Annotated in this window: 22 protein-coding genes and 2 pseudogenes; 14 read left to right on the forward strand and 10 right to left on the reverse strand. The window is 70.0% G+C overall.

The window, feature by feature from the left end; genetic code table 11:
* Window positions 1-721 precede the first annotated feature (721 nt).
* The 3 genes from IE239_RS36170 to IE239_RS36180 all read right to left on the reverse strand — a co-directional run bounded on the left by IE239_RS36170 (window position 722) and on the right by IE239_RS36180 (window position 2,349).
* Window positions 722-991 carry a cytochrome C oxidase subunit IV family protein gene (locus IE239_RS36170; RefSeq protein WP_053744028.1) on the reverse strand — a complete coding sequence of 90 codons (270 nt, stop codon included), beginning with the start codon at window positions 989-991 and terminating at the stop codon, window positions 722-724.
* Between the two features lie 10 nt (window positions 992-1,001).
* Entirely contained in the window at window positions 1,002-1,505 is a 504-nt protein-coding gene (locus IE239_RS36175; RefSeq protein ID WP_229878590.1) for a cytochrome c oxidase subunit 3, read from the reverse strand.
* 100 nt (window positions 1,506-1,605) lie between these two features.
* Entirely contained in the window at window positions 1,606-2,349 is a 744-nt protein-coding gene (locus IE239_RS36180) for a hypothetical protein (RefSeq protein ID WP_190153730.1), read from the reverse strand.
* 618 nt (window positions 2,350-2,967) lie between these two features.
* On the opposite strand from IE239_RS36180, the gene IE239_RS36185 reads away from it, so the two are divergent.
* The 6 genes and pseudogenes from IE239_RS36185 to IE239_RS43510 all read left to right on the forward strand — a co-directional run.
* Complete coding sequence (locus IE239_RS36185) at window positions 2,968-3,615, forward strand: TetR/AcrR family transcriptional regulator (RefSeq protein ID WP_229878592.1); 648 nt, start codon at window positions 2,968-2,970, stop codon at window positions 3,613-3,615.
* A 104-nt stretch (window positions 3,616-3,719) separates the two neighbouring features.
* The gene (locus tag IE239_RS36190) at window positions 3,720-3,887 is read left to right on the forward strand and encodes a ferredoxin (protein ID WP_229878594.1); all 168 of its coding nucleotides are present in this window, start codon (window positions 3,720-3,722) and stop codon (window positions 3,885-3,887) included.
* A 225-nt stretch (window positions 3,888-4,112) separates the two neighbouring features.
* Complete coding sequence (locus IE239_RS36195; protein ID WP_159049609.1) at window positions 4,113-4,250, forward strand: hypothetical protein; 138 nt, start codon at window positions 4,113-4,115, stop codon at window positions 4,248-4,250.
* Window positions 4,251-4,273: 23 nt separating this feature from the next.
* The gene (locus tag IE239_RS36200; protein WP_053744031.1) at window positions 4,274-4,465 is read left to right on the forward strand and encodes a ferredoxin; all 192 of its coding nucleotides are present in this window, start codon (window positions 4,274-4,276) and stop codon (window positions 4,463-4,465) included.
* Between the two features lie 237 nt (window positions 4,466-4,702).
* Window positions 4,703-5,188, forward strand: a pseudogene (locus IE239_RS36205) (thiolase family protein); the annotation flags it as partial.
* A 44-nt stretch (window positions 5,189-5,232) separates the two neighbouring features.
* Window positions 5,233-5,340, forward strand: a pseudogene (locus tag IE239_RS43510) (helix-turn-helix domain-containing protein); the annotation flags it as partial.
* A 68-nt stretch (window positions 5,341-5,408) separates the two neighbouring features.
* Here the strand turns inward: IE239_RS43510 and IE239_RS36210 are convergent.
* From IE239_RS36210 to IE239_RS36220, 3 genes are all read right to left on the reverse strand, one after another.
* Window positions 5,409-5,645, reverse strand: a complete 237-nt coding sequence (locus tag IE239_RS36210; protein ID WP_159049610.1) for a transposase — start codon at window positions 5,643-5,645, stop codon at window positions 5,409-5,411.
* Between the two features lie 88 nt (window positions 5,646-5,733).
* Window positions 5,734-7,164 (reverse strand): amidohydrolase family protein, encoded by a 1,431-nt coding sequence (locus IE239_RS36215; protein WP_053744032.1) that lies wholly within the window; start codon window positions 7,162-7,164, stop codon window positions 5,734-5,736.
* The gene (locus tag IE239_RS36220) at window positions 7,161-8,438 is read right to left on the reverse strand and encodes a CoA transferase (protein ID WP_053744083.1); all 1,278 of its coding nucleotides are present in this window, start codon (window positions 8,436-8,438) and stop codon (window positions 7,161-7,163) included. Before IE239_RS36220 ends, IE239_RS36215 begins: the two co-directional genes overlap by 4 nt.
* Before the next feature lie 37 nt (window positions 8,439-8,475).
* On the opposite strand from IE239_RS36220, the gene IE239_RS36225 reads away from it, so the two are divergent.
* From IE239_RS36225 to IE239_RS36250, 6 genes are all read left to right on the forward strand, one after another.
* Entirely contained in the window at window positions 8,476-9,540 is a 1,065-nt protein-coding gene (locus tag IE239_RS36225) for an enoyl-CoA hydratase/isomerase family protein (protein WP_199834910.1), read from the forward strand.
* 268 nt (window positions 9,541-9,808) lie between these two features.
* A complete protein-coding gene (locus IE239_RS36230; RefSeq protein WP_053744034.1) occupies window positions 9,809-11,287 on the forward strand; it encodes an aldehyde dehydrogenase family protein in 1,479 nt (492 codons plus the stop codon).
* Between the two features lie 77 nt (window positions 11,288-11,364).
* Window positions 11,365-12,591, forward strand: a complete 1,227-nt coding sequence (locus IE239_RS36235) for a CaiB/BaiF CoA transferase family protein (RefSeq protein WP_053744035.1) — start codon at window positions 11,365-11,367, stop codon at window positions 12,589-12,591.
* A gap of 52 nt (window positions 12,592-12,643) precedes the next feature.
* Complete coding sequence (locus tag IE239_RS36240; RefSeq protein WP_053744036.1) at window positions 12,644-13,885, forward strand: NAD(P)/FAD-dependent oxidoreductase; 1,242 nt, start codon at window positions 12,644-12,646, stop codon at window positions 13,883-13,885.
* Window positions 13,886-13,938: 53 nt separating this feature from the next.
* Window positions 13,939-14,775 (forward strand): mycofactocin-coupled SDR family oxidoreductase, encoded by an 837-nt coding sequence (locus tag IE239_RS36245; RefSeq protein WP_053744037.1) that lies wholly within the window; start codon window positions 13,939-13,941, stop codon window positions 14,773-14,775.
* A 38-nt stretch (window positions 14,776-14,813) separates the two neighbouring features.
* Window positions 14,814-15,635: an NAD(P)-dependent oxidoreductase gene (locus IE239_RS36250; RefSeq protein ID WP_053744038.1), complete on the forward strand. Its 822-nt coding sequence runs from the start codon at window positions 14,814-14,816 to the stop codon at window positions 15,633-15,635.
* Between the two features lie 32 nt (window positions 15,636-15,667).
* On the opposite strand, the gene IE239_RS36255 is transcribed toward IE239_RS36250, so the two are convergent.
* The 3 genes from IE239_RS36255 to IE239_RS36265 all read right to left on the reverse strand — a co-directional run bounded on the left by IE239_RS36255 (window position 15,668) and on the right by IE239_RS36265 (window position 17,829).
* Entirely contained in the window at window positions 15,668-15,862 is a 195-nt protein-coding gene (locus tag IE239_RS36255) for a ferredoxin (protein WP_053744039.1), read from the reverse strand.
* A 66-nt stretch (window positions 15,863-15,928) separates the two neighbouring features.
* Window positions 15,929-16,279, reverse strand: a complete 351-nt coding sequence (fdxA, locus tag IE239_RS36260; protein ID WP_053744040.1) for a ferredoxin — start codon at window positions 16,277-16,279, stop codon at window positions 15,929-15,931.
* 14 nt (window positions 16,280-16,293) lie between these two features.
* On the reverse strand, window positions 16,294-17,829 hold the full coding sequence (locus IE239_RS36265; RefSeq protein ID WP_229878596.1) for a ferredoxin--NADP reductase domain-containing protein: 1,536 nt from the start codon (window positions 17,827-17,829) through the stop codon (window positions 16,294-16,296).
* Window positions 17,830-17,957: 128 nt separating this feature from the next.
* Here IE239_RS36265 and IE239_RS36270 point away from each other — a divergent pair, with 128 nt between their 5' ends.
* Together IE239_RS36270 and IE239_RS36275 are read left to right on the forward strand one after the other, a co-directional pair.
* Entirely contained in the window at window positions 17,958-18,800 is an 843-nt protein-coding gene (locus IE239_RS36270) for a VOC family protein (RefSeq protein WP_053744041.1), read from the forward strand.
* A 72-nt stretch (window positions 18,801-18,872) separates the two neighbouring features.
* Window positions 18,873-20,015 (forward strand): amidohydrolase family protein, encoded by a 1,143-nt coding sequence (locus IE239_RS36275; protein ID WP_053744042.1) that lies wholly within the window; start codon window positions 18,873-18,875, stop codon window positions 20,013-20,015.
* A 157-nt stretch (window positions 20,016-20,172) separates the two neighbouring features.
* On the opposite strand, the gene IE239_RS36280 is transcribed toward IE239_RS36275, so the two are convergent.
* On the reverse strand, window positions 20,173-21,642 hold the full coding sequence (locus IE239_RS36280; RefSeq protein ID WP_053744043.1) for an NAD-dependent succinate-semialdehyde dehydrogenase: 1,470 nt from the start codon (window positions 21,640-21,642) through the stop codon (window positions 20,173-20,175).
* Window positions 21,643-21,736: the final 94 nt, after the last annotated feature.

Genomic DNA, 21,736 nt, shown 5'->3' on the forward strand with positions numbered 1-21,736 from the left:
GGTCCAGTCGTCGGGCTGTTCCAACAGGGGTAGCACCAAGACCTTGCTCCTGCACCGCAGTCGACAGAGTAGATTTTAGCTTACATTAAATTAAATGTGCCCCTCCTGGCCTTCGACAGCAGCGCAGCAGCGCGAGCGAGCCTCGACGTGCACGGAGAGCCGGCCGCCGTGGAGCGCGGCGCGCCTCCTCGTGCCAGTGGTCGAGGAACCTGTGGCTGAAGGCGCCCCAGCTTGGAAAGTGGTGGCCCGGCGCAGCGGCGCAGCGGCGCCCAGGGCTTGAGATGCTGGTCAGCGCGACCCTCACCCTCCCCCACCGGGCAGATCGAGCCCGAAGGCCCTGAGTGACGTTCTGCCGCATCGTTATGACCGCTGCATCCCGATTCTTCGACAGCTGTTCCACCTGTCCGGCGGCAGTGAGGTTGCTCGGGTGCGCTGGTTGCTGATCCTGCGCCGAGACCAATGTGCTGCTCTTCGCCATCGCCATCGCCATCGCCGTCGGTGGCGGTGTGTTTGCGCGGCATGCTGTTCGCATTCGTAGAACTGCTGCGCGGCCGCGAAGCTACGAACACGGCCATGTCTGTCAGGCCGGGCCGGACAATTCGCAGGCCGCGTGTCGAACCCGACCGCCATCAGCTCTCGACGGAGGCGCTCGCCCGAACATCGGTCGGTACGGTCATCGCATGAGGACCTTCACCTGATTGAGCCTGTACCTCCCCAGGGATCACGCCATGAAATACAGCGCGAGGAGAGTTCCGCACACCAGGGCGCAGTAGCCCTCGAATGTGGCGCGCAGCCAGATCGGAGCGGCTCGGAGCTCCATGAAATCCAAGCCGATCAGGCGCACCTTGGCGAAAGCGATGACGAGGACGAGGGCGGTTGCGGTAGGGGAGGAACCGATGCCGTGGCCGGCGCCGAAGTACCATGAAAGCAGTGTCGCGGCGACCAGGACGAGCCAGACAACGGTAAGCCGGGTGAGGCGCGGTCTGCTCATCGGGATTCCCTCACTTCACGAGGTACAGCAGGGAGAACAGGACGATCCACAGCAGATCGACCACGTGCCAGAAACAGGAGCCGCCTTCAATGAACGTGAACCGGCCGGACGAGATCTGGCGTCCCCGCGACTTCACGGCAATGACGGTGAGTACGCCCAGCCCGAGCACGACATGGAAGAAGTGCACTCCGGTGAGGACGAAGTAGTACATGAAGAAGTCGTTGGTATTGGGCCCGATTCCGGACGTAAACTTGTCTCTGTACTCAAGGAACTTGATTGCCGCAAAGGTGAGGCCGCAACTGATGGCGCCTGCGAACAACCACGGTGCGACGGCCGTGGCACCGGCGCGCACGGCTCGGACGCCGAGGGCGACCAGCAGGGAACTGGCCAGTAGAACGAGCGTGTTCAGGACGCCGTAGGACTGACTCAATTCCTGCTGGGAGGTGGCGAACATCTGTGGGTGTTTGCCCAGCTGGACGAGGTAGGACCCGAAGAACACGGCGAAGACCACCATGTCGCCCAGGAGCAAGAACCACAGTCCTTCCTCGCCGGGGACATGACGTGGGGCGCGGGGCTGGGTCGCCGAACAGGTCGTAGTGCGGGGCATCCGGCTGTCACGTGCCCGCCGGGCTGAGCGGCGCCGAAGCAGCCGATTGTTTGCTCTCTTGCTCGCGTTCCTGCTGTTTGATGGCCTGGAGCAGCGGCACGGTCATCACGAAGAACCAGGTCCCGAGTACGGTGAGGGGCAGCCAGAAGGCGAAGATGCCGTTCCACGCGAAAGGTCCGGTGTGGAAGACGATGACGAGGATGCCGGGCGCGAGCAGTATCGCGCACCACAGGCTGAAGTAGCCCACCCACCGGGGGAAGACGGGCTCGGCGCTCTTGTCGCTGAATACGGCGAGCGCGATGGCGATGACCTGGACTACCGGCGGGGCCACAAAGCCGACCAAGGGAAGCCAGCCGAGGTCGTTGAGGGCCTGGGTGATCTCGGGCGAGCGGTCCGCCGGCCGGTACGCCGCCGCGGACAGGGCGAACATCGGGAACACGAGGAGCAGGCACAGGACTCCACCAGCGGTGAGCTGTATGGCTGCGAGAGGCGACCGCCGGCCCTCGATGCGCCGCATCTGCACGCTGATGACAGCCGCCCACGGGAAGGCGAGCCCGGAGCCGATCATGGAGATGATGAGGCCGATCTGTATCCGCGTCTGGTGCTCGGTGTAGAAGCGCGCCACCTCGGATGCGCCCAGGTTCGGTGATGGCGGCGGAACCAGACCCGCGACGAACAAGAAGCCGATCATAAAGATCAGTATCAGTCCGGGTCCGCACCATACGCACAGCCGCTGCATTCTCAGGTTCATAACGCGCCCCTCGAAGTGTTGAATTTAACGTAAAATAAATAGCGTGGCTGGTCTTGGTACGCAACTTCGGTCAGCACCTTCGCTCCGTGCTCGACGGTGCCGGAGCTGCCTTGACCGGCAGTCTACACGCCCTTACGGTAATACATACAGTAAAAACTGTAGCAAGCCGTGGATGGCCGATGATGAAAGCCCAGTCGCAACCGGCGGGGTACGGAGGAGGAAGCGTGGACTCGGCAGCCCAGAAGCGGCGTGTGCCCTACCGGCAGGGTGAAGGGGAGCGCCTCCGGCAGGACATCCTGGACACGGCGACCCGCATCGCCGGCCGTCCCAGATGGTGACGCGGCTGTGCCTCCTCACACAGGCGGGAGTAAGCGGGAGGCGGATCCAGGGGTGCGGTCCTCGGCCGGGCGAAGACGAATTCGGGCGTGGGGCCAGGGGGCACGAGGGCTCCTCTCATCGACCTAACGGCGTTAGGTTTACTAACGCCGTTAGGTGGTTGTCGAGGTGAGCCTAACGCGGTTAGGTGGTTTTGGCGAGGCCCGTTCCAGACGGGTGGCAAGCCGTGGATGGCCGATGATGAAAGCCCAGTCGCAACCGGCGGGGTACGGAGGAGGAAGCGTGGACTTGGCAGCCCAGAGGCGGCGTGTGCCCTACCGGCAGGGTGAAGGGGAGCGCCTCCGGCAGGACATCCTGGACACGGCGGCGCGCATCCTGGAGGAGTCCGGTCGCGAGGACGCCCTGTCTCTGCGTGGCATCGCCCGCGAGCTGGGCATCGCCGCGCCCAGTATCTACCTGCACTTCAACGACAAGACCGACCTGGTGCGGACGGTGCTCGATGCCCGGTACGCCGCGCTGGCGTCGACCATGCGCGAGGCCGGAAGCGCGGCCGCCGAGGCCGGTGCCGACGCATGGGGTGTCCTGCGCGCCATCGTGGGCACCTACCGCGGGTTCGCCGTCGACAATCCCCGCCGCTATCGGCTCATGTTCAGCCTGGAGCAGCAGACTTCGGCGGAGGACCGGCGCGCCACCGGGCATCCGCTCGACCGGGTGCTGATCGCGTGGACCGATGCCGTTGACCAGTACCTCGCCGCAGCCTGTCCCGAGCAACGCGAGGAGGCCGACACGCTGGGGGTCCTGCTGTGGACCGGCCTGCACGGTCAGTTCGCCCTCTGGCACACCCTGCCGCATTCCTTTGTCGATGACGACACCATCCTGCGCGAGCTTGAGGAGGCGTTGATGAGGAGACTGCTGCCGCCGTCCGACTGACCGCCGGACGTTGGATGCGGCCATCCAGCGGCGCACGGTGCGCTGACCTGTTGACGCCGACTTTTCGACGGCCAAGGCCCTGGAGGCCAAGGGCGCCTAAGTGTGTGGCCTCGGGTCAGTGTGTCCTGATCGCTCCGGAGGTCTTCGACCAGCGGGACGAGGACGGCATGGCCGTCCTCCTCGGCGAGCACCCCGCGCCCGAACTCCACGACGGGGTACGCGAGTCCGCCGCCGTCTGCCCCGCCGCGGCCATCCGGCTGGAGGAGAAGTGACCGCACGTGTCGTGGTCGTCGGTGCCTCCGCGGGCGGACTGGCGACCGCCAGGGACCCGATCCGGAGCACCTCGGCCGGATCGGTCACGATTCCCGCCAGTCCTGTCAGTCGCACACCGCGCGGCAGGTCGTAGTGCCTGCCGTCCTCGACAACCCGGATGGTGCTTGACACGATCCCATCTATTTAATCTATATTAGATTGATGGGCGAGGGTGTCGTGTCGCGATGTGCACCCCGAATGGTTGGAACGCCGGTGACGCAGCCAAGGAGCACGCCGACGGCGGCACGACAGCCCGTGTCGAGATGACGAAGCCCGCCCTAGGGCGGATCGAGCAGCGGGACCCGGCCTGCACCCCCGCCTGACCGGACGGCATCCAGGAGCCACCATGAAGATCACCGTTGATCGGAACAAATGCACCGGGCTGGGCATCTGCGAGTCGTTGGCTCCCGAGGTGTTCGAGGTCAATAGCGCGGGAGACCTCGTCCTGCTCACGGACGCGGTGCCCGACGGCTGCCTGGCGCAGGTCGAGGAAGCCATCGCCGGCTGCCCGACCGAGGCGCTGGGGCTGGAGCGGTGATGCGCCGCGAACACCGGGCGGTCGAGGGAGTCCCGTCGGCGGACCCGTGCGGGGTCGAGGCGCACACAAGGACGGTTTCAAGGGGCGGACCCCGCTCGTCGGAACCGAGCGGCAGCTGTCCTGCCTGCAATGTCCATCACCATTCGCATCGACTGAACAGTGAGCGTGTCGTCCGCCGACCGCGTTGTGCCGTCGCGGCAGCCGGAATACAGCACTGTGAGGAAGGACCGTCCGACCGTGACCACTGAAGCCTTCGTCTACGACGCGATCCGCACGCCGCGAGGCCGCGGCAAGAAGACAGGATCGCTGCACGCCACCAAGCCCGTGTCGCTGGTGGTCGGACTGATCGACGAGCTGCAGAAGCGGAACCCGGGTCTGGACCCTGAGCGGATCTCGGACATCGTGCTCGGTGTCGTCACTCCGGTCGGGGAACAGGGCCAGGACATCGCGCGCACCGCCGCGCTGGTGGCGGGCCTGCCCGACAGCGTGGCCGGGGTACAGCTCAACAGGTTCTGCGCCTCCGGCCTGGAGGCGGTGAACACATCGGCTCAGAAGATCCGGTCGGGCTGGGACGAGCTGGTCATCGGCGGCGGGGTGGAGTCCATGTCGCGGGTACCGATGGGCTCGGACGGCGGCGCAATGGCAGCCGACCCGGCCACTGCCTACGACACCCGTTTCATTCCCCAGGGAGTGGCCGCCGACCTCCTCGCCACCATGGAGGGCTCGGGTGCCCAGGGCTGCAGTCACCGCGGGAGCCGGGCAGCCTCCTGGTGCTGTTACCCGTGCAGGGCATGCCCGTAGCGAAGATCGCCGAGGTCTCGTTCACCAGCGCGGACCGGGTCCGGAATGTGATCCATGACTTCTCGGCGGACGGCCTTTCGTAGTCGTTACGTCGGTGTGCTCGGGGTCGCTTGGGCGTGCCCAGTGGTGCGGTTCGGCTGTGTCAGCTCGTGAACTGCTCGAACGGTGTGACGGCGGCCCGGGTCAGGAGTGAGCGCTCGCCCGGGTCGATCTCGGCCTGCTTCACCCAGTCACGCGCCGCGGTCTCGGTCAGATCGAAGTCCTTGGCGATCTGACCGAGACCGCGGTCACCGCGTCGGCACAGCTCAACGATCTCGGCCTTGAACTCCGGCGTGAACGAGCGGCGAGGGCGAGGCTTCTTCTTCCCCATGCTCTCCATGATGGACATCCTCCCGGGGCTGAACCCCTGATCTCGGATGTCCGTCAAAGCGGATCAAGCCCACGGCGCCGGTGAACCGCGCAGCTGTTCACGCGTCCTGTGCAGGTCCGGTGTCATCGCCGGCCACGGGGCGACCGCCGATCAGCACCAGCCGTACCAGCTCGGCGTCCAAGAGGAGCAGTGCCTGGGGCATGGGGGCGCGCAACAGCACCAGATCGGCGGGCGTCCCGGGGTGGATCCGCTGCGGCGAGTCGCCCGGCCGCCGGGCGGTGGAGAGGTAGCCCTCCAGTGCCTGGGCGGGAGTGAGCCGTTCGCCGGGTCCGAGGACGGTGCCCGAGCCGGTGCGCCGCTGCACGGCGGCGCGCATGACCGCCCAGGGGTCGATGGGCCCGTAGGGGGAGTCGCTTGACAGGCCCACCGGGATCCCGGCCGCACGCAGCGACGCGCAGCGGTACAGGTCGCCGTGCTCGTCGGCGGGTGTGCCGCGGCGGTAGTCGTCGCCGCGGTCGGCGAGGAAGCCCGGCTGGGTCACCACTCGCAGGCCCAGGCGCCGTATGGCCGGCAGCACTTCGCAAGGAGTCAGGGACGCGTGTTCCAGCCGGTCGCCGGGGAGCGTACCCACTTCCTCCAGTACCGCCAGGAGCAGCAGGATCGCTTCGCGGGTCACGCAGTGCACGGCGACCGGCCGGCCGGTCCGGTGCGCCGCCTCGACGGCTTCGGCGAGTTCGTCGTAGCCGGGCAGCGCCGAGTCGGCGATGACGATCTTCCACGGGCCGGCTTGCGGACCGGACCGTCCGGGCGGGCTGCCGGTGAGCGGTGCGCCGAGCAGGTGCACCCGTTGCGGCAGTTCTGCGCGGGCCATCGCCTCGGACACGGCCGCGACCGTGGCGGCGTCCAGGCCGGGCGTGGCGTCGGTGACCGTGGTGATGCCGTATCCGGCCAGTCGTCGGCCCAGGTCGGCCAGCGAGGGCGGGGCACCGGGCGGCAGGCGATCGCGCAGCCAGGCGTCCGCCCGCCACAGCCGTCCGGTCGGGCGGCCGTCGGCGTCCCGTTCCACCCCGGCGTGATCGGCCGTGGCCAGGCCGACGGCCGCGACAGCACGGGAGTTGAGCATCCACAGCGCGCCGCTGCGGTGCTGCACCCTCACCGGCACGTCACCGCGCAGCGCGTCCAGCCGGGACGCGTCCAACTCGCCCGCCACGGATTCGTGGTAGCGCACCCCCCGGACCCAGCCGTGCCGGTCGGGGCCGGCGCGGTGCAGGGCCCGCGTCAGCCCCTGCGCGTCGTGGACCGTGGCAGGGTCGCATGCGGCGGAGGCGAGGTCCGCCGCGGTGGCGAACAGGTGCAGGTGATGGTCCGTCAACCCGGGCAGCAGGGCTCCACCGTGCGCCTGGAGCTCGTGCTCCGCACGGCCCGCGCGCGGCAGGGCGTGGCCCGTCTCCAGCACTCGGCCGCGTCCGATCCGCACATCCAGGAGCTCTCCGTCGATCTCCGCGCCGCGGATGAGCAGGCCGGTCATGGTACGGCGATCCCGAGCCGGCGCAGCACCGCACCGGTGTCCGCGCCCAGCATGGGCGCGGCGCCGGCCGGCGTCCGGGCCACCGGCGCCGCCACCGGGACCAGGCCCGCGCCGGTGTCCACCTGCCAGCCGTCCCCGCCGTCGGAGGGCAGCGCGCGCGCCGTGGGGGCCGTATGCGCGCGTACCGTCGCCGCCACCACATCGGCCATCGCCACCTCCCACAGCACTCCGCCCCCGCCCTCGGGTTCGGACATCGCCAGCGCGGCGGCCGTCAGACCGGTCAGCGGGTCGGCGATCGCGTCCCCGCAGAAGACCGGCGTTGCCTGGCCGTCGGTGGCCAGCAGGCCGCCTGCCGCGGCCACGTCGTCGCCGAACCCCACCCGGTCCACGGACCGGCCGTAGGCGGTGATCGACACCCAGGTGCAGCCGCGCTCCACCTCGGCCGCTGCGTCCAGGCCGAACCGGGCCAGCGCCCGGGGGCGGGAGGCCTCGACGACCACGTCCGCGGCGCGCACCAGCGCGTGCAGCGCCGCTCGGCCGGCCCGGTCGGCCGGGTCCAGTGCCACCGCGCGGTGCCCGGCGTGCAGCAGGTCGTAGAAGGCATGGTTGCCGAACCTCGCCCCGTCCGGACGTGAGGGCACCTCGACCTTGACCACCTCCGCCCCGGCCAGCCCCAGCAGGTGCGCGCACAGCGGACCGGCCCACAGTGCGCTGAAGTCCACGACCAGCATGCCGCGTACCGAGCGGGGTCGGCCAGGGCGCGGTGCGCGTACGGCGTCCGCCTCCAGCCCCCCGCCCGGCCACCCGCGTACCGCCCCGGCCGCAAGTCCCAGCAGCGCCACCCGCTCCTCCAGCTCGGCCGTGCTGTGCGCGGCGAGCCAGGCGGCCAGTCGCCGCGGCAGCCGCTCGTCCAGCTCATGCCCGATCAGCGCGCTCCACAGCAGCGGGTCGTCCGGGCGTACGCAGGAGACCGCCGCCCAGCCGTCCGCCGTGGGCAGCAACCGGCACCCGCCGCCCACCGAGACCCGCCCCCTGCGAGTGGCGCCGGTCAGCGCCGCCCGCTCGGCCAGCAGCCGCCCTCCGTCCACCCGTACCGGACGGCCCGCCTCCACCCCGGCCCGCCCGATGTGCGTAGCCAGGCGCGCGGCGAGACCGGCCGCCTCGCCCATGGGCACCAGCGGAGTCCCGCCGGCGTGCCCGGTCAGCCACATCACTCCGCTGCGTGCCCAGGCGTCTGCCGCGGCAGTTGCTGACTGCGGTGACCCAGTGACCATGCCCGGATGGTAGAACGGGGAGGTGGTTGCCCCAACCATGATGCGTGTCGAGGACCTGGCCGCGGGCGCGGCACAGGCGGAGCTGCTCGGTGCGGACGGGACCGTGGAGGATCCGCTGGTCGTCGTCGACCTGGACCGGCCGGTCGCCGACCAGACAGTGCTGCGCCGGGCGGTGCGGCGGGCCGCGGAGTGCGACCGACTGCTGGTGGGCCTCACCCGCACGACCGACGGCACAGGCCACCTCTTCCCACCGCTGCTGGACGCGCTGGACCTGACACTCGTGCCCGTCGACAGCGCCGATCGGCGTCTGGTGGCCGTCGACGACCCCGAGGCGACAGCCCGCACCCTGGTGCGCGCGGCCGCGGACAGCCCTCAGGCGGCCGTCATCCTGGGCCGTCTGCTGCACACCGGCCCGCGGCTGACCGTAGGACAGGCCCTCGACGCCGAGTCGCTCGCCTACTCCACACTGCTGGCGGGCCGTCGCTTCGCCCGCTGGCAGGCCGCCCGCGCTCCCCACCGGCCGCCGCCGCCCGCCCCGGCCGATCCCGTGCTCGTGTGCCGGGACGGGGACGTCCTGCGGGTGACCCTCAACCGGCCGGAACGGCACAACGCCTATGGCCGGGAACTGCGCGACGCTCTCGTCGCCGCGCTCGACCTCGCACTGCTGGACGACACCCTCACCGAGGTCGTCCTGAGCGGCAACGGGCCCTCCTTCTGCTCCGGCGGCGACCTCGGCGAATTCGGAGTCTCCCGCGACCTGGACACCGCACATCTGATCCGCACCCGCGCCGGCGCCGCCCTTCCCCTGCACAAGCTGCGCGACCGCGTCACCGTCCGCCTCCACGGCAACTGCATCGGCGCCGGGATCGAGCTGCCCGCCTTCGCCTCCCGGGTCGTCGCCGACCCGGGAGCCGTCTTCCGCCTGCCCGAGCTGGGCATGGGCCTGATCCCCGGCGCCGGCGGAACGGTCAGCGTTCCGCGCCGCATCGGCCGCTGGCGCACCCTCCATCTCGTGCTGACCGGCTGCCCGCTCACCGCCGAACGCGCCCTGGACTGGGGTCTGGTCGACGAACTGAGCCCGTCCGGCCCGACCGGCGCCTGACCCGGAACACGGAACACGCGCCGAGCTGAGGCGCGCACGGATCTCGACACCCCTTGCCTGGAAGCCATACGATATGGCTTCCAGAAAGCCTTTCGTTAGCGTGGACGGAGGGGCTGGCGCCCTTGCGACCTGCGGTGTCACCGCAGGAACCGGGCGTCGGCCGAGCCCTGCCGGGGACCGCCGCCGCGTACCCACGGTCAAGCGCCGCCCCCGCCGTTGCCGACCGTGACGTCACCGCGATGTCCGCACCCACGGAGGGGTAGCGCAGATGATCGAGACCAACGTCGGTCCGTTCACACCGGAACGCCGCATGCTCATCGACGGCAAGCTCGTCGAAGCGGCGTCCGGCAAGCTCTTCGACAACATCAACCCCGCGACCGAGGAAGTGCTCGGCAGCGTCGCCGACGCCGGGCACGAGGACATGGCACAGGCCATCGCCGCGGCCCGGCGGGCGTTCGACGAGACCGACTGGGCGACCGACCACGCCTTCCGCCGACGCTGCCTCGAACAGCTGCAGGTGGCCCTGGAGTCGGACCGCGAGCAGATGCGCGCCGAGCTCGTCGCCGAGGCCGGCACCCCGGTGGCGGTCACCATGCTGCAGTTGGACTCCCCTCTGGAGGACGCCCTCCGCTGGCCCGCCGAGCACATCGAGCAGTTCCCATGGGAGCGGCAACTGCCCGACGGGAACCTCTTCGGGGTGGCCAGCAAGCGGAAGGTGGTGAAGGAACCGCAGGGTGTCGTCGGCGCGATCATCCCGTGGAACTACCCGTTCGAGGTGACCGCCAACAAGCTCGGCCCGATCCTCGCCACGGGCAACACGGTCGTCGTGAAGCCCGCACCGGACACCCCCTGGAACGCCACCCGCCTGGGCCGGCTCATCGCCGAGCACACCGACATCCCCGCCGGTGTGGTGAACATCGTTCCGTCCTCCGACCACCTGGTCGGCGAGGCCCTCACCCTTGACCCGCGGGTGGACCTGATCTCGTTCACCGGCTCGACGGTCACGGGCAAGCGGATCATGGAGAAGGGCGCCGCCACGCTCAAGCGCGTGTTCCTCGAACTCGGCGGCAAATCCGCGATGATCGTCTGTGACGACGCCGACCTGGCCCAGGTGCTGCCGGCCGCCGGAGGCGTCTGCTATCACGCCGGACAGGGGTGCGCGGTGCAGAGCCGCGTCCTGCTGCCCCGGTCGCGGTATGCCGAGGGCGTCGAGATCCTGAAGGCGGTCATGGAGAACATCCCGTACGGCGATCCGACCGATCCGGCCACCATGCAGGGCCCGCAGGTGAGCGCTAAGCAGCGCGACCGGGTGATGTCGTACATCCGGAAGGGCATCGACGAGGGCGCCGAGCTGATCGTCGGCGGAGGCCGGCCGTCCCACCTCGACAAGGGCTTCTTCGTCGAGCCCACGCTCTTCGTGGACGTCGACAACTCCATGACCATCGCGCAGGAGGAGATCTTCGGCCCAGTGCTCGCAGTGATCCCCTACGACGACGACGAGGACGCGATCCGCATCGCCAACGACAGCAGCTACGGGCTGTCCGGCGGAGTCTTCTCGGCCTCGCCCGAGCGGGCCATGGCCATCGCGCACCGCATCCGCACCGGGTCGATCTCGGTGAACGGCGGCATGTGGTACGGCGCCGACGGACCGTACGGGGGCTACAAGACCAGCGGTATCGGACGGCAGAACGGCGTCGAGGGGTTCGAGACCTACCTCGAGACCAAGCTCGTCGGGTACATCGGCTGAGCGGTCCTCGACCGTCGCGCCGCAGAACCCGCGTTCAGCACCGGACAAGCAAGGCCCCGGACAAGCAAGGAGTACCTGTGAAACGTCCCATGGAAGGCGTACGGATCGTCGAGGTCGCCCAGTACACGTTCGTGCCGGCGTCCGGCGGGGTCCTCGCCGAGTGGGGGGCCGAGGTCATCAAGATCGAGCACGCGGTCCGCGGCGACGCGCAGCGTGGCCTGGTGAAACTGCTCGGCCTCGACGTCGTGCCGACGACATCTTTCTTCCCGATCATGGAGGGCCCGAACCGGGGCAAGCGCAGTGTCGGCATCGCTCTGGAGGTGCCGGAAGGCCGAGCCCTGCTGGACGAGCTGATCCGCTCGGCCGACGTGTTCGTCACGAACTTCCTGCCGGGCGCGCGGGAGAAGCTGCGCATCAACGTCGACGACGTCCGCGTGGTCAATCCCGACATCATCTACGTCCGCGGCACCGGCTTCGGCGCCCGGGGCGAGGACGCGGGCAAGGGCGGATACGACGGCACGGCGTTCTGGGGCAGGGGCGGCAGCGCCGACGGCGTCACGCCGGGCGGCGCCGACCGGCCGGCCAGGATGCCGTCGGGAGCGTACGGCGACTCGATGGGCGGCCTGACCATCGCCGGCGGCATCGCGGCCGCGCTGTACGCCCGCAAGGTGACCGGCGAGCCGTCGGTCGTGGACGTGTCCCTGCTGGGCCTCGGCGCCTGGGCGACCCAGTACTCCGTCAACCAGGCCCTGCTCGTCGGCGGCCCATTGCCCAAGGTGGAGGAGCCGCGGCACGGCTCGTCGTCGAACCCGCTGGCCGGGTCCTTCCGCACGGCCGACGGCCGCTGGCTGCTGCTGGTCATGCTCCAGCCCACCAGGTACTGGCCCGAGTTCTGCGAGCGCATGGGACGGCCGGAACTGGTGACCGATCCGCGCTTCGCGGGCGACGCCGTCCTGGAGCACGGCGCCGAGGGCGGTGACATTGTCGCGGAGATCATCGGCGGTATCACCCTCGACGAGTGGTGCCGGCGGATGGAGGGCGCGCAGGGACAGTGGGCACTCGTGCAGAACGCCTACGAGGTCGGCATGGACCCGGCGCTGCGCGAGAACGGCTTCATCACCAAGGTCGTCGACGCCGACGGGGTGGAGCGGGAGCTCGTCGCCAACCCGGTCCAGTTCGACGAGACACCCGTGAGGAGCCGACGGGCTCCGCAGTTCGCCGAGCACACCGATGACGTACTGCGTGACCTCGGCAAGTCCGAGGAGGAGATCATCGATCTGAAACTCCTCGGTGCGGTCACGTGAGCGCACCGAGCACCGGCCACGGCGGGGCGTGCCGCGGAGAGTGGAGCACGTGATGGCCGACATGCGACAGGTGGTGGTCGTGGGCGCCGGCCTCGGTGGTCTGACCGTGGCCGAGGAACTGCGCAGGCTCGGCTTCGGCGGGTCCGTCGTCGTGGTCGGCGCGGAGGCCGAGCCGCCCTACGACCGGCCGCCGCTGTCGAAGGAGGTGCTGAAGGGCACGCGCGCCAACCCGCCACTGCTGCGGGAGCCGAAGGAACTGGACGCCCTCGGGCTGGATCTGCGGCTGGGCACCGTGGCGAGAGGCGTGGATACCACGGCTCGCCGAGTCCACCTGCAGGGCGGCGGAGAGCTGCCCTACGACGTGCTCGTCATCGCGACCGGCGCGCGGGCCCGCCGGTGGGAAGCCGCCGGGGCCGCGGCGAACGTCTGGACCCTGCGCACCGCACAGGACGCCGCCCACATCGCTGCGACCGTCGCGGGCCGGGGCCGCATCGGCGTGCTCGGTGCCGGCTTCATCGGGTGCGAGGTGGCGGCCAGTGCCCGGGAGACGGGCTGCGATGTGACCCTCGTAGAGGTGCGGTCGGCGCCACTGGCACACGCGCTCGGTCCGGAAGCCGGAGCCGAGATCGCCAGACGCCACCGGGCGGCCGGGGTCGACTTGCGGTGCGGGGTGACGATCGACGAGGTCGTCCTGGACGGTGAGATCCTTTCCGCGGTCCGGCTCTCCGACGGCAGGAGTGTCGCGCTCGACGCGTTGGTGGTCGGCCTCGGCGTCGTCCCGGACACCGAGTGGGTCGAGGGCTCGGGGATCGCGGTCGACAACGGCGTCGTGTGCGACGCGTCCGGGCGGACGTCCCACGAGGACGTCTACGCCGTCGGCGACGCCGCGCGCTGGGTCAACGCGCGCACCGGCCGGCACCGGCGGATCGAGCACTGGACCACCACGACCGAGCAGGCGGCGATCGTGGCGAGCGGCATCGCCGGGCACCAGCGCCGGGTGCTCGACGAGGTGCCGTACTTCTGGAGCGACCAGTACGGCACGAAGATCCAGTGCGTCGGCGAACCGGACGCAGGCGCCGACATCACCGTACGGATGACCGGTGCGGGCGGCGACCGGCCGCTGTACCTCTACAGCCGCCACGGCGAGCTGACCGGCGTCCTCGGATTCGGTCTCGCCCGCGTCGTGACGCGGCTGCGGGCGCTGGTCGCGGAACGGGCGGCACTCGGGGACGCCCTGGACATGGTCGACGGACTGCACCCGCAGGCACCGTCACGGACGAATTCACCAACATGAGGAAGACGGAGCGTCACCGTCCAGGTGAGGCCCCGCCGGCGAGGAGAAACGACATGACAGGTCGGGTTACGGGCAAGGTCGCACTGATCACCGGTGCCGCACGCGGGCAGGGACGCAGTCACGCCGTCCAGCTCGCCCGCGAGGGCGCGGACATCATCGCGGTCGACTACCTCACCTCCTTCGACACCGTCAGCTACCCGATGGCGACGCAGGAGGATCAGCGACAGACGGTGAAGGAGGTCGAGGCGCTCGGCCGGCGGATCCTCACCATCCAGGCCGATGTCCGCGACGAGGCCGCCATGCGGCAGGCGGTGGCCGACGGCGTCGCGGAGTTCGGCAAGATCGACGTCGTGGTGGCCAACGCCGGTATCTGCGCGATAGCGAAGGACCAGCCCCTGCAGGCGTGGGTGGACGTCAGCGGCGTCAATCTCGGCGGCGTGCTCAACACCCTCAACGCGGCGATTCCGCACCTCGGCGCCGGTGCCTCGCTGGTGGTCACCGGTTCCCTCGCCGCCCTGAGCAAGGACGGCCCGAGCTCGGAGCCAGGCGGCGTGGCCTACACCTGGGCCAAACGGACGCTCGTCTCGCTGGTCCACGACCTCGCCGTCGTGCTGGCTCCTCACTCCATTCGCCTCAACGGGGTGCACCCGTCCAACTGCAACACGGACATGCTGCACCACGAGGCCATGTACCAGACGTTCCGGCCGGATCTGGAGCACCCCACGCGCGAGGACGCGACCGAGGCGTTCCCGGTGCTGCATGCCATACCGGTGCCGTGGGTGGAACCCGCGGACGTCAGCCAGGTGATCGTCTTTCTGGCCTCGGACGAGTCGCGCTACATCACCGGGCAGTTCATCAACTGCGACGCCGGAGGACATCTCAAGGTCTGATCGAGCGGTATCCGGCTGGACAGCGCGGAGGAGGACTGATGCGCGTCGGTTTTGTCGGGCTGGGCGACCAGGGCGCGCCCATCGCCGCGCGCATCGCGGCGGCGGGGGTCGACTGCACGGTGTGGGCCCGCCGCCCCGAGACGCTCGACCCATTCCGCGCCGGCCCGGCCCGGGTGGTCGACGCCCTCGCCGACGTAGGCGAGGGCGTCGACCTGCTCGGGACCTGCCTGTTCGACGCGGTCGGCACATGGGAGGTCCTTTTCGGGCCGGCCGGTGTCGCACCGGCGATGCCGGCCGGCGCGACGATCGCGGTGCACAGCACGATCTCGCCCGACGAGGTGCGGGCACTGGCCCGCGAGGCCGCGACGTACGGTCTGCACCTGCTGGACGCCCCGGTGAGCGGTGGCCGGATCCGCGCGGAGGCGGGCGAACTCATCACGATGGTCGGCGGCGAGCAGAGCACGTTCGCTCGCTTCGATCCGCTGCTGCGGACGTTCTCCGCCGAGGTCGTGCACGTGGGACCCGTGGGTGCGGGCCAGCACGCCAAACTGCTGAACAACGCCATGCTTGCCGCGCACCTCGCCCTCGCGGCGGACGCCTTCCGGATCGCCGAAGGCCACGGGCTCGATCCCGTGGCCTTCGGAAAGGTGCTCGCGGGCGGATCGGGCCGGAGCTTCGGCGTCGAAATGTACGCTCGTGTCGGCGGACTGGCGGCCGTCGCCCGGTCCCAGGCCCGGCCGACGCTCGGCAAGGACGTCGCACTGCTGGCCGACTCGATGGTGTCCGACAGCGAGGGCGGGCTTCTGCTCTCGGCAGCCCGAGCGGCGATCGCCGCGTTCGACACGGCCGCCGACGACTGAAGGACGACGCCGGCGGCCGCGTGATTGCGTGCTCAGGAGCTGAGCGTGATGGCGCGCTCCGGGCAGTTGGCGGCCCCGGCGCGCGCCGCGGCCTCCAGCTCCGGGGGCACCGCCTTGTCGGTGCCGATGCTGCAGTAGCCGTCGTCGTCCACGGTGAAGACCTGCGGGGCGACCGCGTTGCAGCGCGCGTGACCGGTGCACTTGGCTGAGTCGACGGATGCTTTCATGTGCTGTGTCCTTTCCTGGGGGCGGCCGGGCGTGTGTCGGACCCGCGCCGGGTGATATCGAGTGGATCAGGCCCCGGCGCCGACCTGCGGTGGCTGCGCCGCGACGAGCGGGGTGTCGGCGCCGACCGGACCCACGGATCGCGCTCCGCCGGGATTGCCGAGCGGCGCCCCGTCGACCAGCGGAAGGGAGAAGAAGGCGGCGTTGTCGGCGATCGACGCCTGAAGGGCCCCTGGCACTTCCTGATCGAAGTAGATGGCGTCGTTCGGGCACACCGGTGCGCAGGCGCCGCAGTCGATGCATTCCTCCGGATTGACGTACAGGGCTCGGGCGCCCTCGTAGATGCAGTCGACCGGACACTCGCGCACACACGCGCGATCCTTGAGGTCGACGCACCTGGTGGTGATGACATACGGCATGACGGACTGCCTCCTCACGTTCGTGGCGCGAGCCGCGCCGAATCCGAAACCGCGTCGGCGCGCGCCCGGTCGACGACGGCGTGCATCTGCGCGAGCGAGGTGAGCTTGACGCGCGGTCGCCCGAGCGGTTCGCCGCTCGCCCGCTCGTGACGGTCGATCGACAGCCACGCGTCCCAGCCGAAGGAGGCCGGAACACCACGGCGGATCCATGCCCGCACCTCGTCCGGCGCGGCACTTGGACGCCCGTTGAGCCGTCCCCGGCGCAGGTCGTCGAGAAGGGCCGTGACGGTGTTCTCGGCGTCCGACTTGTTCGTGCCGATCACCCCCGAAGGCCCGCGTTTGGCCCAGCCGACGACGTATTCACCGGTCAGGGCCACGCTGTCGCGGCCCACGAGCCGGCCGGCGACGTTGCGCAGGACGCCGGTGCGGGGATCCAGCGGAAGGCCCTCGACCGGGCGCGCGCGATAACCGACCGCGCGTATGACGAGGTCGCATGACTGCACCTCGTGCCGGTGGGTCGGCCGCGCGACGACGCGCCCGTCCAGATCGGCTTCCAGCACGTTGTGCGCGGTGCGGACCGCGCTCACACGCTCGCCGGCAGGATCACCCAGGAGTTCGACGGGCGAGCGCAGGAAGCGGAGTTCGATGCGCCGGTTGCCCGGCGAGGCCGGGCGCCGGGAGAACTCGGTGAGCAGCGCCAGCCGCCGTGCCGCCGGTGAGTTGGCCCCGTGAGCGGCCAGCTCCCGGGCACTGTGCGGGTCGAGCCGGAGCTCGGCCGGATCGACGACGACATCCACGCCGTCGAGCCGGCCCAGCTCCAGCAACTCCGGTGTGCTGAAGGCGGACTGGACCGGGCCGCGCCGGCCGAGCACGCTCACCCGGCGCAGCGATGAGGCGGCGAGCACGTCGATCGCCTGGTCAGAGGCGTCGGTTGTGCGAAGGGTCTTCTCGGGCAGTACGAGCATGCGTGCAACATCGAGCGCGACATTGCCGTTTCCCACGACCACGGCATGGGCGCCGCCCAGGTCGAACTTCCGGTGCGCGTGGGCCGGGTGGCCGTTGTACCAGCAGACGAAGTGCGTGGCCGGATGCGATCCGGACAGGTCCTCGCCGGGGATGCCCAGCCGTGCGTCGAGTTCGGTGCCCATCGCGTACACGACCGCCGTGAACCGTTCGAGCATCTCGGCGCGGGTGATCGCCTCGCCGAACTCGACGCCGCCGAAGAAGCGGACAGCGGGGTGTGCGGCCGTGCGCTCGAAGACGCGGGCCACAGACTTGATCTTGGGATGGTCGGGTGCGACGCCGGCTCGCACCAGCCCGTAGGGGGTCGGCAGGCAGTCGAAGAGATCGACGGCCATGCCCGCGCGCACCAGGTGGTCGGTCGCGTAGAACCCTGAAGGGCCGGCGCCTATGACGGCGATTCGGGGCGGGGGAGTCTGGGCCACGTCTCGGACCTTTCCGGCGACGACGTCGAGCGGAACCTGATCCGTTCCGGGCCTCGAAGGGGCTGTGGAGCACCATACCGTATCAATTACGGGAAGCTCCCTCAAGCGGTGGTCGCAGTGCTGTCGGCCGAAGTTCGGGCGTGTTGACGCAGAGGGCTCCCACTCCTTGCCCCGGTTCGACGAGGTGGTTACAGTAGGGTTATCGGTATCGTCGATGAGGACGGAGGGCCGCCATGCGGAGGCCTCTCGCGGTCGAACGTCTCGGGCAGGTGAACCTGTTCGCGCAGTCCTTGGACGCGGAGCTGAATCTGCAGCAGGACGTTTTCGGCGCACGGGTTCTCCGGCGGTGGGGGGACGGGCCGGCGGGCAGCAGGCATGCCCTGGTCCTGATCCATCGCACCGGTGTCGAGACGTTCGCCCCGACCACGCCGGGCGGGGCCGTCGCACTCCGGTCCGACGGCAACGGCCCCGGCTGGGAATCGCTGCAGTGGCAGGTGTCCTCCCTGGGCGACGCCGTCACGGCGCTTCGAGAGCACGGCGTCCGGGTCGGCGAAGACGCCGCCGGCCGTGCCTTCGTGCGGCCGCAGGACATGCACGGCCTGGCGATCGGGCTCACCGACCGCCGCGCCGAGAGCCACGACCGCGATCTCGTGGACCGCAAACCCACCTTCCGGTCGGACGAACATGCCCTCGGGCTCGTGGGCGGCGCGACCGTCAAGGTGGTCGCGGCACAGCCGGAGAAGGCCGCGGCCGATCTCGCCGCGCTGGTGGGCCGGGAGGCATACGCCGTCGAGCGACGGCACCTGAACATGGCCGGGCACGGAGTGCGGTTCGACGACCATGCCGTCGAGTACGTCGGCTCGGCGACCGGCTCGCGGGCGGACCTTGCCGGTGGCCACCTCGTCGAGCGCGGGGAGCGGATCTTCTGCCTGACCTTCACTGTGCGGGATCTGCTCGCGGCGCGGACGTTCCTGGTGGGAAGGGATGTGCGGTTCCAGCAGTTCGGCCGGCACAGCCTCCTCCTCGCCCCGGTCGACGCCGGGGGAGCGCGCATCGAGATCACCGACACCGACTGAGCCGCCTCCGCGTGCGATCGCGGAGTTCCGGCGAGGTGGGCGACACCTTGCTGACTGGAATTGGAGGACCGCATGCTGCCACCTGATGCCCAGATCGTCTCCGTGGACGACCACGTCATCGAGCACCCGAACGTCTGGACCGACCGCCTGCCCAAGAAGTACCAGGAGGCCGGCCCTCGGATCGAGCACCGACCGGACGGCAGCGACGTATGGATCTACGAGGGCGAGCTCGCCGGCACCCTGGCCCTCAACGCGGTCGCCGGCAAGGATCCCAAGGACTTCGGGCTCGATCCGCGCAGCTTCGACGACATGCTTCCGGGCTGCCACGACATCCACGACCGCATCCGGGACATGGACCTCGAGGGCGTCTGGGCCCAGATGTGCTTCCCGAACATGGGCGGATTCGCCGGCAGCGGATTCGCGGGGTCGAAGGATGTCGACCTTGCGGCCGCGTGCGTCCGGGCCTACAACGACTTCATCCTGGACGAGTGGTGCGCGGCCTATCCCGAACGTCAGATTCCGCTGGTGATGGTGCCGTACTGGAACGTCGAGCAGACCGTGGCCGAGATCGAGCGGACCGCGGCCAAGGGTGCCAAGAGCGTGACCTTCCCGGAACTGCCCGACCGGCGCGATCTGCCGTCATGGCACAGCGACCACTGGGACCCGGTGCTCGCGGCCGCCGCCGCCCACGACCTGCCGCTCTCGCTGCACTTCGGGTCGGGCGGTAACCCGCAGGCCTCACCGGAGGCGATGACCACGAACTTCACCGTGGCCATCTCGCTGTTCGGCCTCAACTCGATGTCCGCGACCGCGGAACTGCTGCTCTCGCCCGTCTTCCACAAGCACCCGAACCTCAAGGTCGCGCTGTCCGAGGGCGGGATCGGCTGGATGCCGTACATGCTCGAGCGCATCGACACGGTGTGGGAGCGGCACCGCTGGTACAACGAGGTCAACAGGGACGTCCGTCCCTCGGAACTGTTCAAGGACCACGTCTACGGGTGCTTCATCTCCGACCGGGCCGGTGTGTTCACGCGCCATCTGATCGGCGTGGAGAACATCATGTTCGAGAGCGATTACCCGCACTCCGACAGCAACTGGCCCCAGACCCGCAAGTTGCTCGAGAACGTCATGCTCGACGTTCCGGACGACGAGGTCCGCCTGATGGTGGAACTCAACGCCCGCCGTCTGTACAACTTCCCGCGCTCCGACGCCTGAGGCACAGCACAGCCCCGCCCGGCCACCGACATGTGAGGGGACAGTGTCGGTGGCCGGGCGGGGCTGCGTCTGACGCCCGCGGCTGCGCCGTACTTGAAGAGCAGCGCGGGCCGGCGGATGCGCCGTGCACGCACCGGAAAGGCACGTCCGCGAGGAGTCACAGCGTGATGCCGACCAGCTTGGTGTCGAGGTACTCGTCGATGCCCTGCGGTCCGCCCTCGCGACCCAGCCCGCTGTGCCCCGTGCCGCCGAACGGCGCGGCGGAGCTCGTCGGGTTGATGTCGTTGATCCCCACGATGCCGAAGCGCAGCGCCTCGGTGACCCGGAGGGCGCGCGAGAGGTTCTCGGTGTAGACGTACGCCGCGAGACCGTAGGCCGTGTCATTGGCCATGGCGATGGCCTCGTCCTCGTCGTCGAAGGCGATGACCGGGGCGATCGGGCCGAAGGTCTCCTCGTGGTAGATGTCCATCTCCGGTGTCACGTCGGTCAGGACGGTGGGGGCGAAGAACCGGCCGCCTGGCAGGCGCGGGTCGGTGAGCCGTTCGCCGCCGGTCAGTACCTTCGCTCCGTGGTCGACGGCGTTCGTCACCTGCCGCCGCATCTTCGTCATGGCGGCCTCGTCGATCAGCGGGCCGATGGTGACGTCCTGGTCGAGGCCGTTGCCGGCCTTCATCGCGCTCACCCGCTGGACCAGGACGTTGAGGAAGTCGTCGACCAACTCCCGCTGGACGAACACCCGGTTGGGGCAGATGCACGCCTGACCGGTGTTGAGGAATTTCACCAGGCCGAGTCCCTTCGCGGCGCGCCGCGGGTCGGCGTCGCCGAAGACCAGGAACGGGGCGTGGCCGCCGAGTTCGAGCGACACCCGCTTTACGGTGTGCGCGGCCTTGGCGCCCAGCATCATGCCGACCTCGGTCGACCCGGTGAACGTCAGCTTGCGGACGGCCGGGCTGTCCAGCAGGGCGTCGCCGACCGGCGCCGGGTCGCTCGTGGTGACCAGGTTGACGACACCCGCGGGCAGGCCTGCGTCGTGCAGCACCTGGAAGACCGCGACGGCGCAGAGCGGGGTCTGCTCCGCCGGCTTGAGCACGATCGTGCATCCGGCGGCGATCGCCGGTGCCACCTTGCGTGTGATCATGGAGACCGGATAGTTCCACGGCGTGATCGCGGCGACCACGCCGACCGGCTGACGCATCGTCATGAAGCGGTGGCCGGCCCGCGAACTCGGGATGGTCGCGCCATAGACCCGCTTGGCCTCCTCGGCGTACCAGCTCAGGAAGTCCGCGGCGTAGCGCACCTCGTTGCGGGCCGCCTTCAGCGGCTTGCCCTGCTCCTTGGTCATGAGGACGGCGAGGTCCTCCGCGCGCTCCAGCATCAACGCGTGCGCGCGCTCCAGGTACGCCGCCCGCTCGTAGGCGGTCGTGCGCGACCACCAGGCGAACGCCGCCGCGGCGGAGTCGACCGCGCTCCGCGCCTCGGACGCCGATCCGTCCGAGGCCGCGCCCAGCACGGACCCGTCGGCGGGGTTGAACACGTCGAACTCCCGGCCCAAGGCGGCTGCCCGCCACGCTCCGTCGATGTACAGCGTGGCCGCGGAGGTCGACCGGGCGGAGTTCTCGGCAGTCATGGAGCGGGCCTCCAGTTGGTAGTCGTATGGGCTTTACGGTATACCTTTCGGGATGCCTTGTCAGTGCGTTTGACCAGCATTTTCGGATGTCGCG

It is taken from the genome of Streptomyces humidus (assembly GCF_014649655.1).
GTDB classification, from domain to species: domain Bacteria; phylum Actinomycetota; class Actinomycetes; order Streptomycetales; family Streptomycetaceae; genus Streptomyces; species Streptomyces humidus.

Bases quoted from the DNA above. Each gene is read 5' to 3' on its own strand.
- IE239_RS36225 (WP_199834910.1), top strand. From the start codon at position 8,476: ATGATGCGTGTCGAGGACCTGGCCGCGGGCGCGGCACAGGCGGAGCTG.
- IE239_RS36175 (WP_229878590.1), bottom strand. From the start codon at position 1,505: ATGGTGGTCTTCGCCGTGTTCTTCGGGTCCTACCTCGTCCAGCTGGGC.
- IE239_RS36240 (WP_053744036.1), top strand. From the start codon at position 12,644: ATGGCCGACATGCGACAGGTGGTGGTCGTGGGCGCCGGCCTCGGTGGT.
- IE239_RS36170 (WP_053744028.1), bottom strand. From the start codon at position 991: ATGAGCAGACCGCGCCTCACCCGGCTTACCGTTGTCTGGCTCGTCCTG.
- IE239_RS36280 (WP_053744043.1), bottom strand. From the start codon at position 21,642: ATGACTGCCGAGAACTCCGCCCGGTCGACCTCCGCGGCCACGCTGTAC.
- IE239_RS36210 (WP_159049610.1), bottom strand. From the start codon at position 5,645: ATGGAGAGCATGGGGAAGAAGAAGCCTCGCCCTCGCCGCTCGTTCACG.
- IE239_RS36250 (WP_053744038.1), top strand. From the start codon at position 14,814: ATGCGCGTCGGTTTTGTCGGGCTGGGCGACCAGGGCGCGCCCATCGCC.
- IE239_RS36275 (WP_053744042.1), top strand. From the start codon at position 18,873: ATGCTGCCACCTGATGCCCAGATCGTCTCCGTGGACGACCACGTCATC.
- IE239_RS36180 (WP_190153730.1), bottom strand. From the start codon at position 2,349: ATGAACCTGAGAATGCAGCGGCTGTGCGTATGGTGCGGACCCGGACTG.
- IE239_RS36230 (WP_053744034.1), top strand. From the start codon at position 9,809: ATGATCGAGACCAACGTCGGTCCGTTCACACCGGAACGCCGCATGCTC.
- IE239_RS36270 (WP_053744041.1), top strand. From the start codon at position 17,958: ATGCGGAGGCCTCTCGCGGTCGAACGTCTCGGGCAGGTGAACCTGTTC.
- IE239_RS36255 (WP_053744039.1), bottom strand. From the start codon at position 15,862: ATGAAAGCATCCGTCGACTCAGCCAAGTGCACCGGTCACGCGCGCTGC.
- IE239_RS36195 (WP_159049609.1), top strand. From the start codon at position 4,113: ATGTGCACCCCGAATGGTTGGAACGCCGGTGACGCAGCCAAGGAGCAC.
- IE239_RS36215 (WP_053744032.1), bottom strand. From the start codon at position 7,164: ATGACCGGCCTGCTCATCCGCGGCGCGGAGATCGACGGAGAGCTCCTG.
- IE239_RS36220 (WP_053744083.1), bottom strand. From the start codon at position 8,438: ATGGTCACTGGGTCACCGCAGTCAGCAACTGCCGCGGCAGACGCCTGG.
- fdxA (WP_053744040.1), bottom strand. From the start codon at position 16,279: ATGCCGTATGTCATCACCACCAGGTGCGTCGACCTCAAGGATCGCGCG.
- IE239_RS36200 (WP_053744031.1), top strand. From the start codon at position 4,274: ATGAAGATCACCGTTGATCGGAACAAATGCACCGGGCTGGGCATCTGC.
- IE239_RS36245 (WP_053744037.1), top strand. From the start codon at position 13,939: ATGACAGGTCGGGTTACGGGCAAGGTCGCACTGATCACCGGTGCCGCA.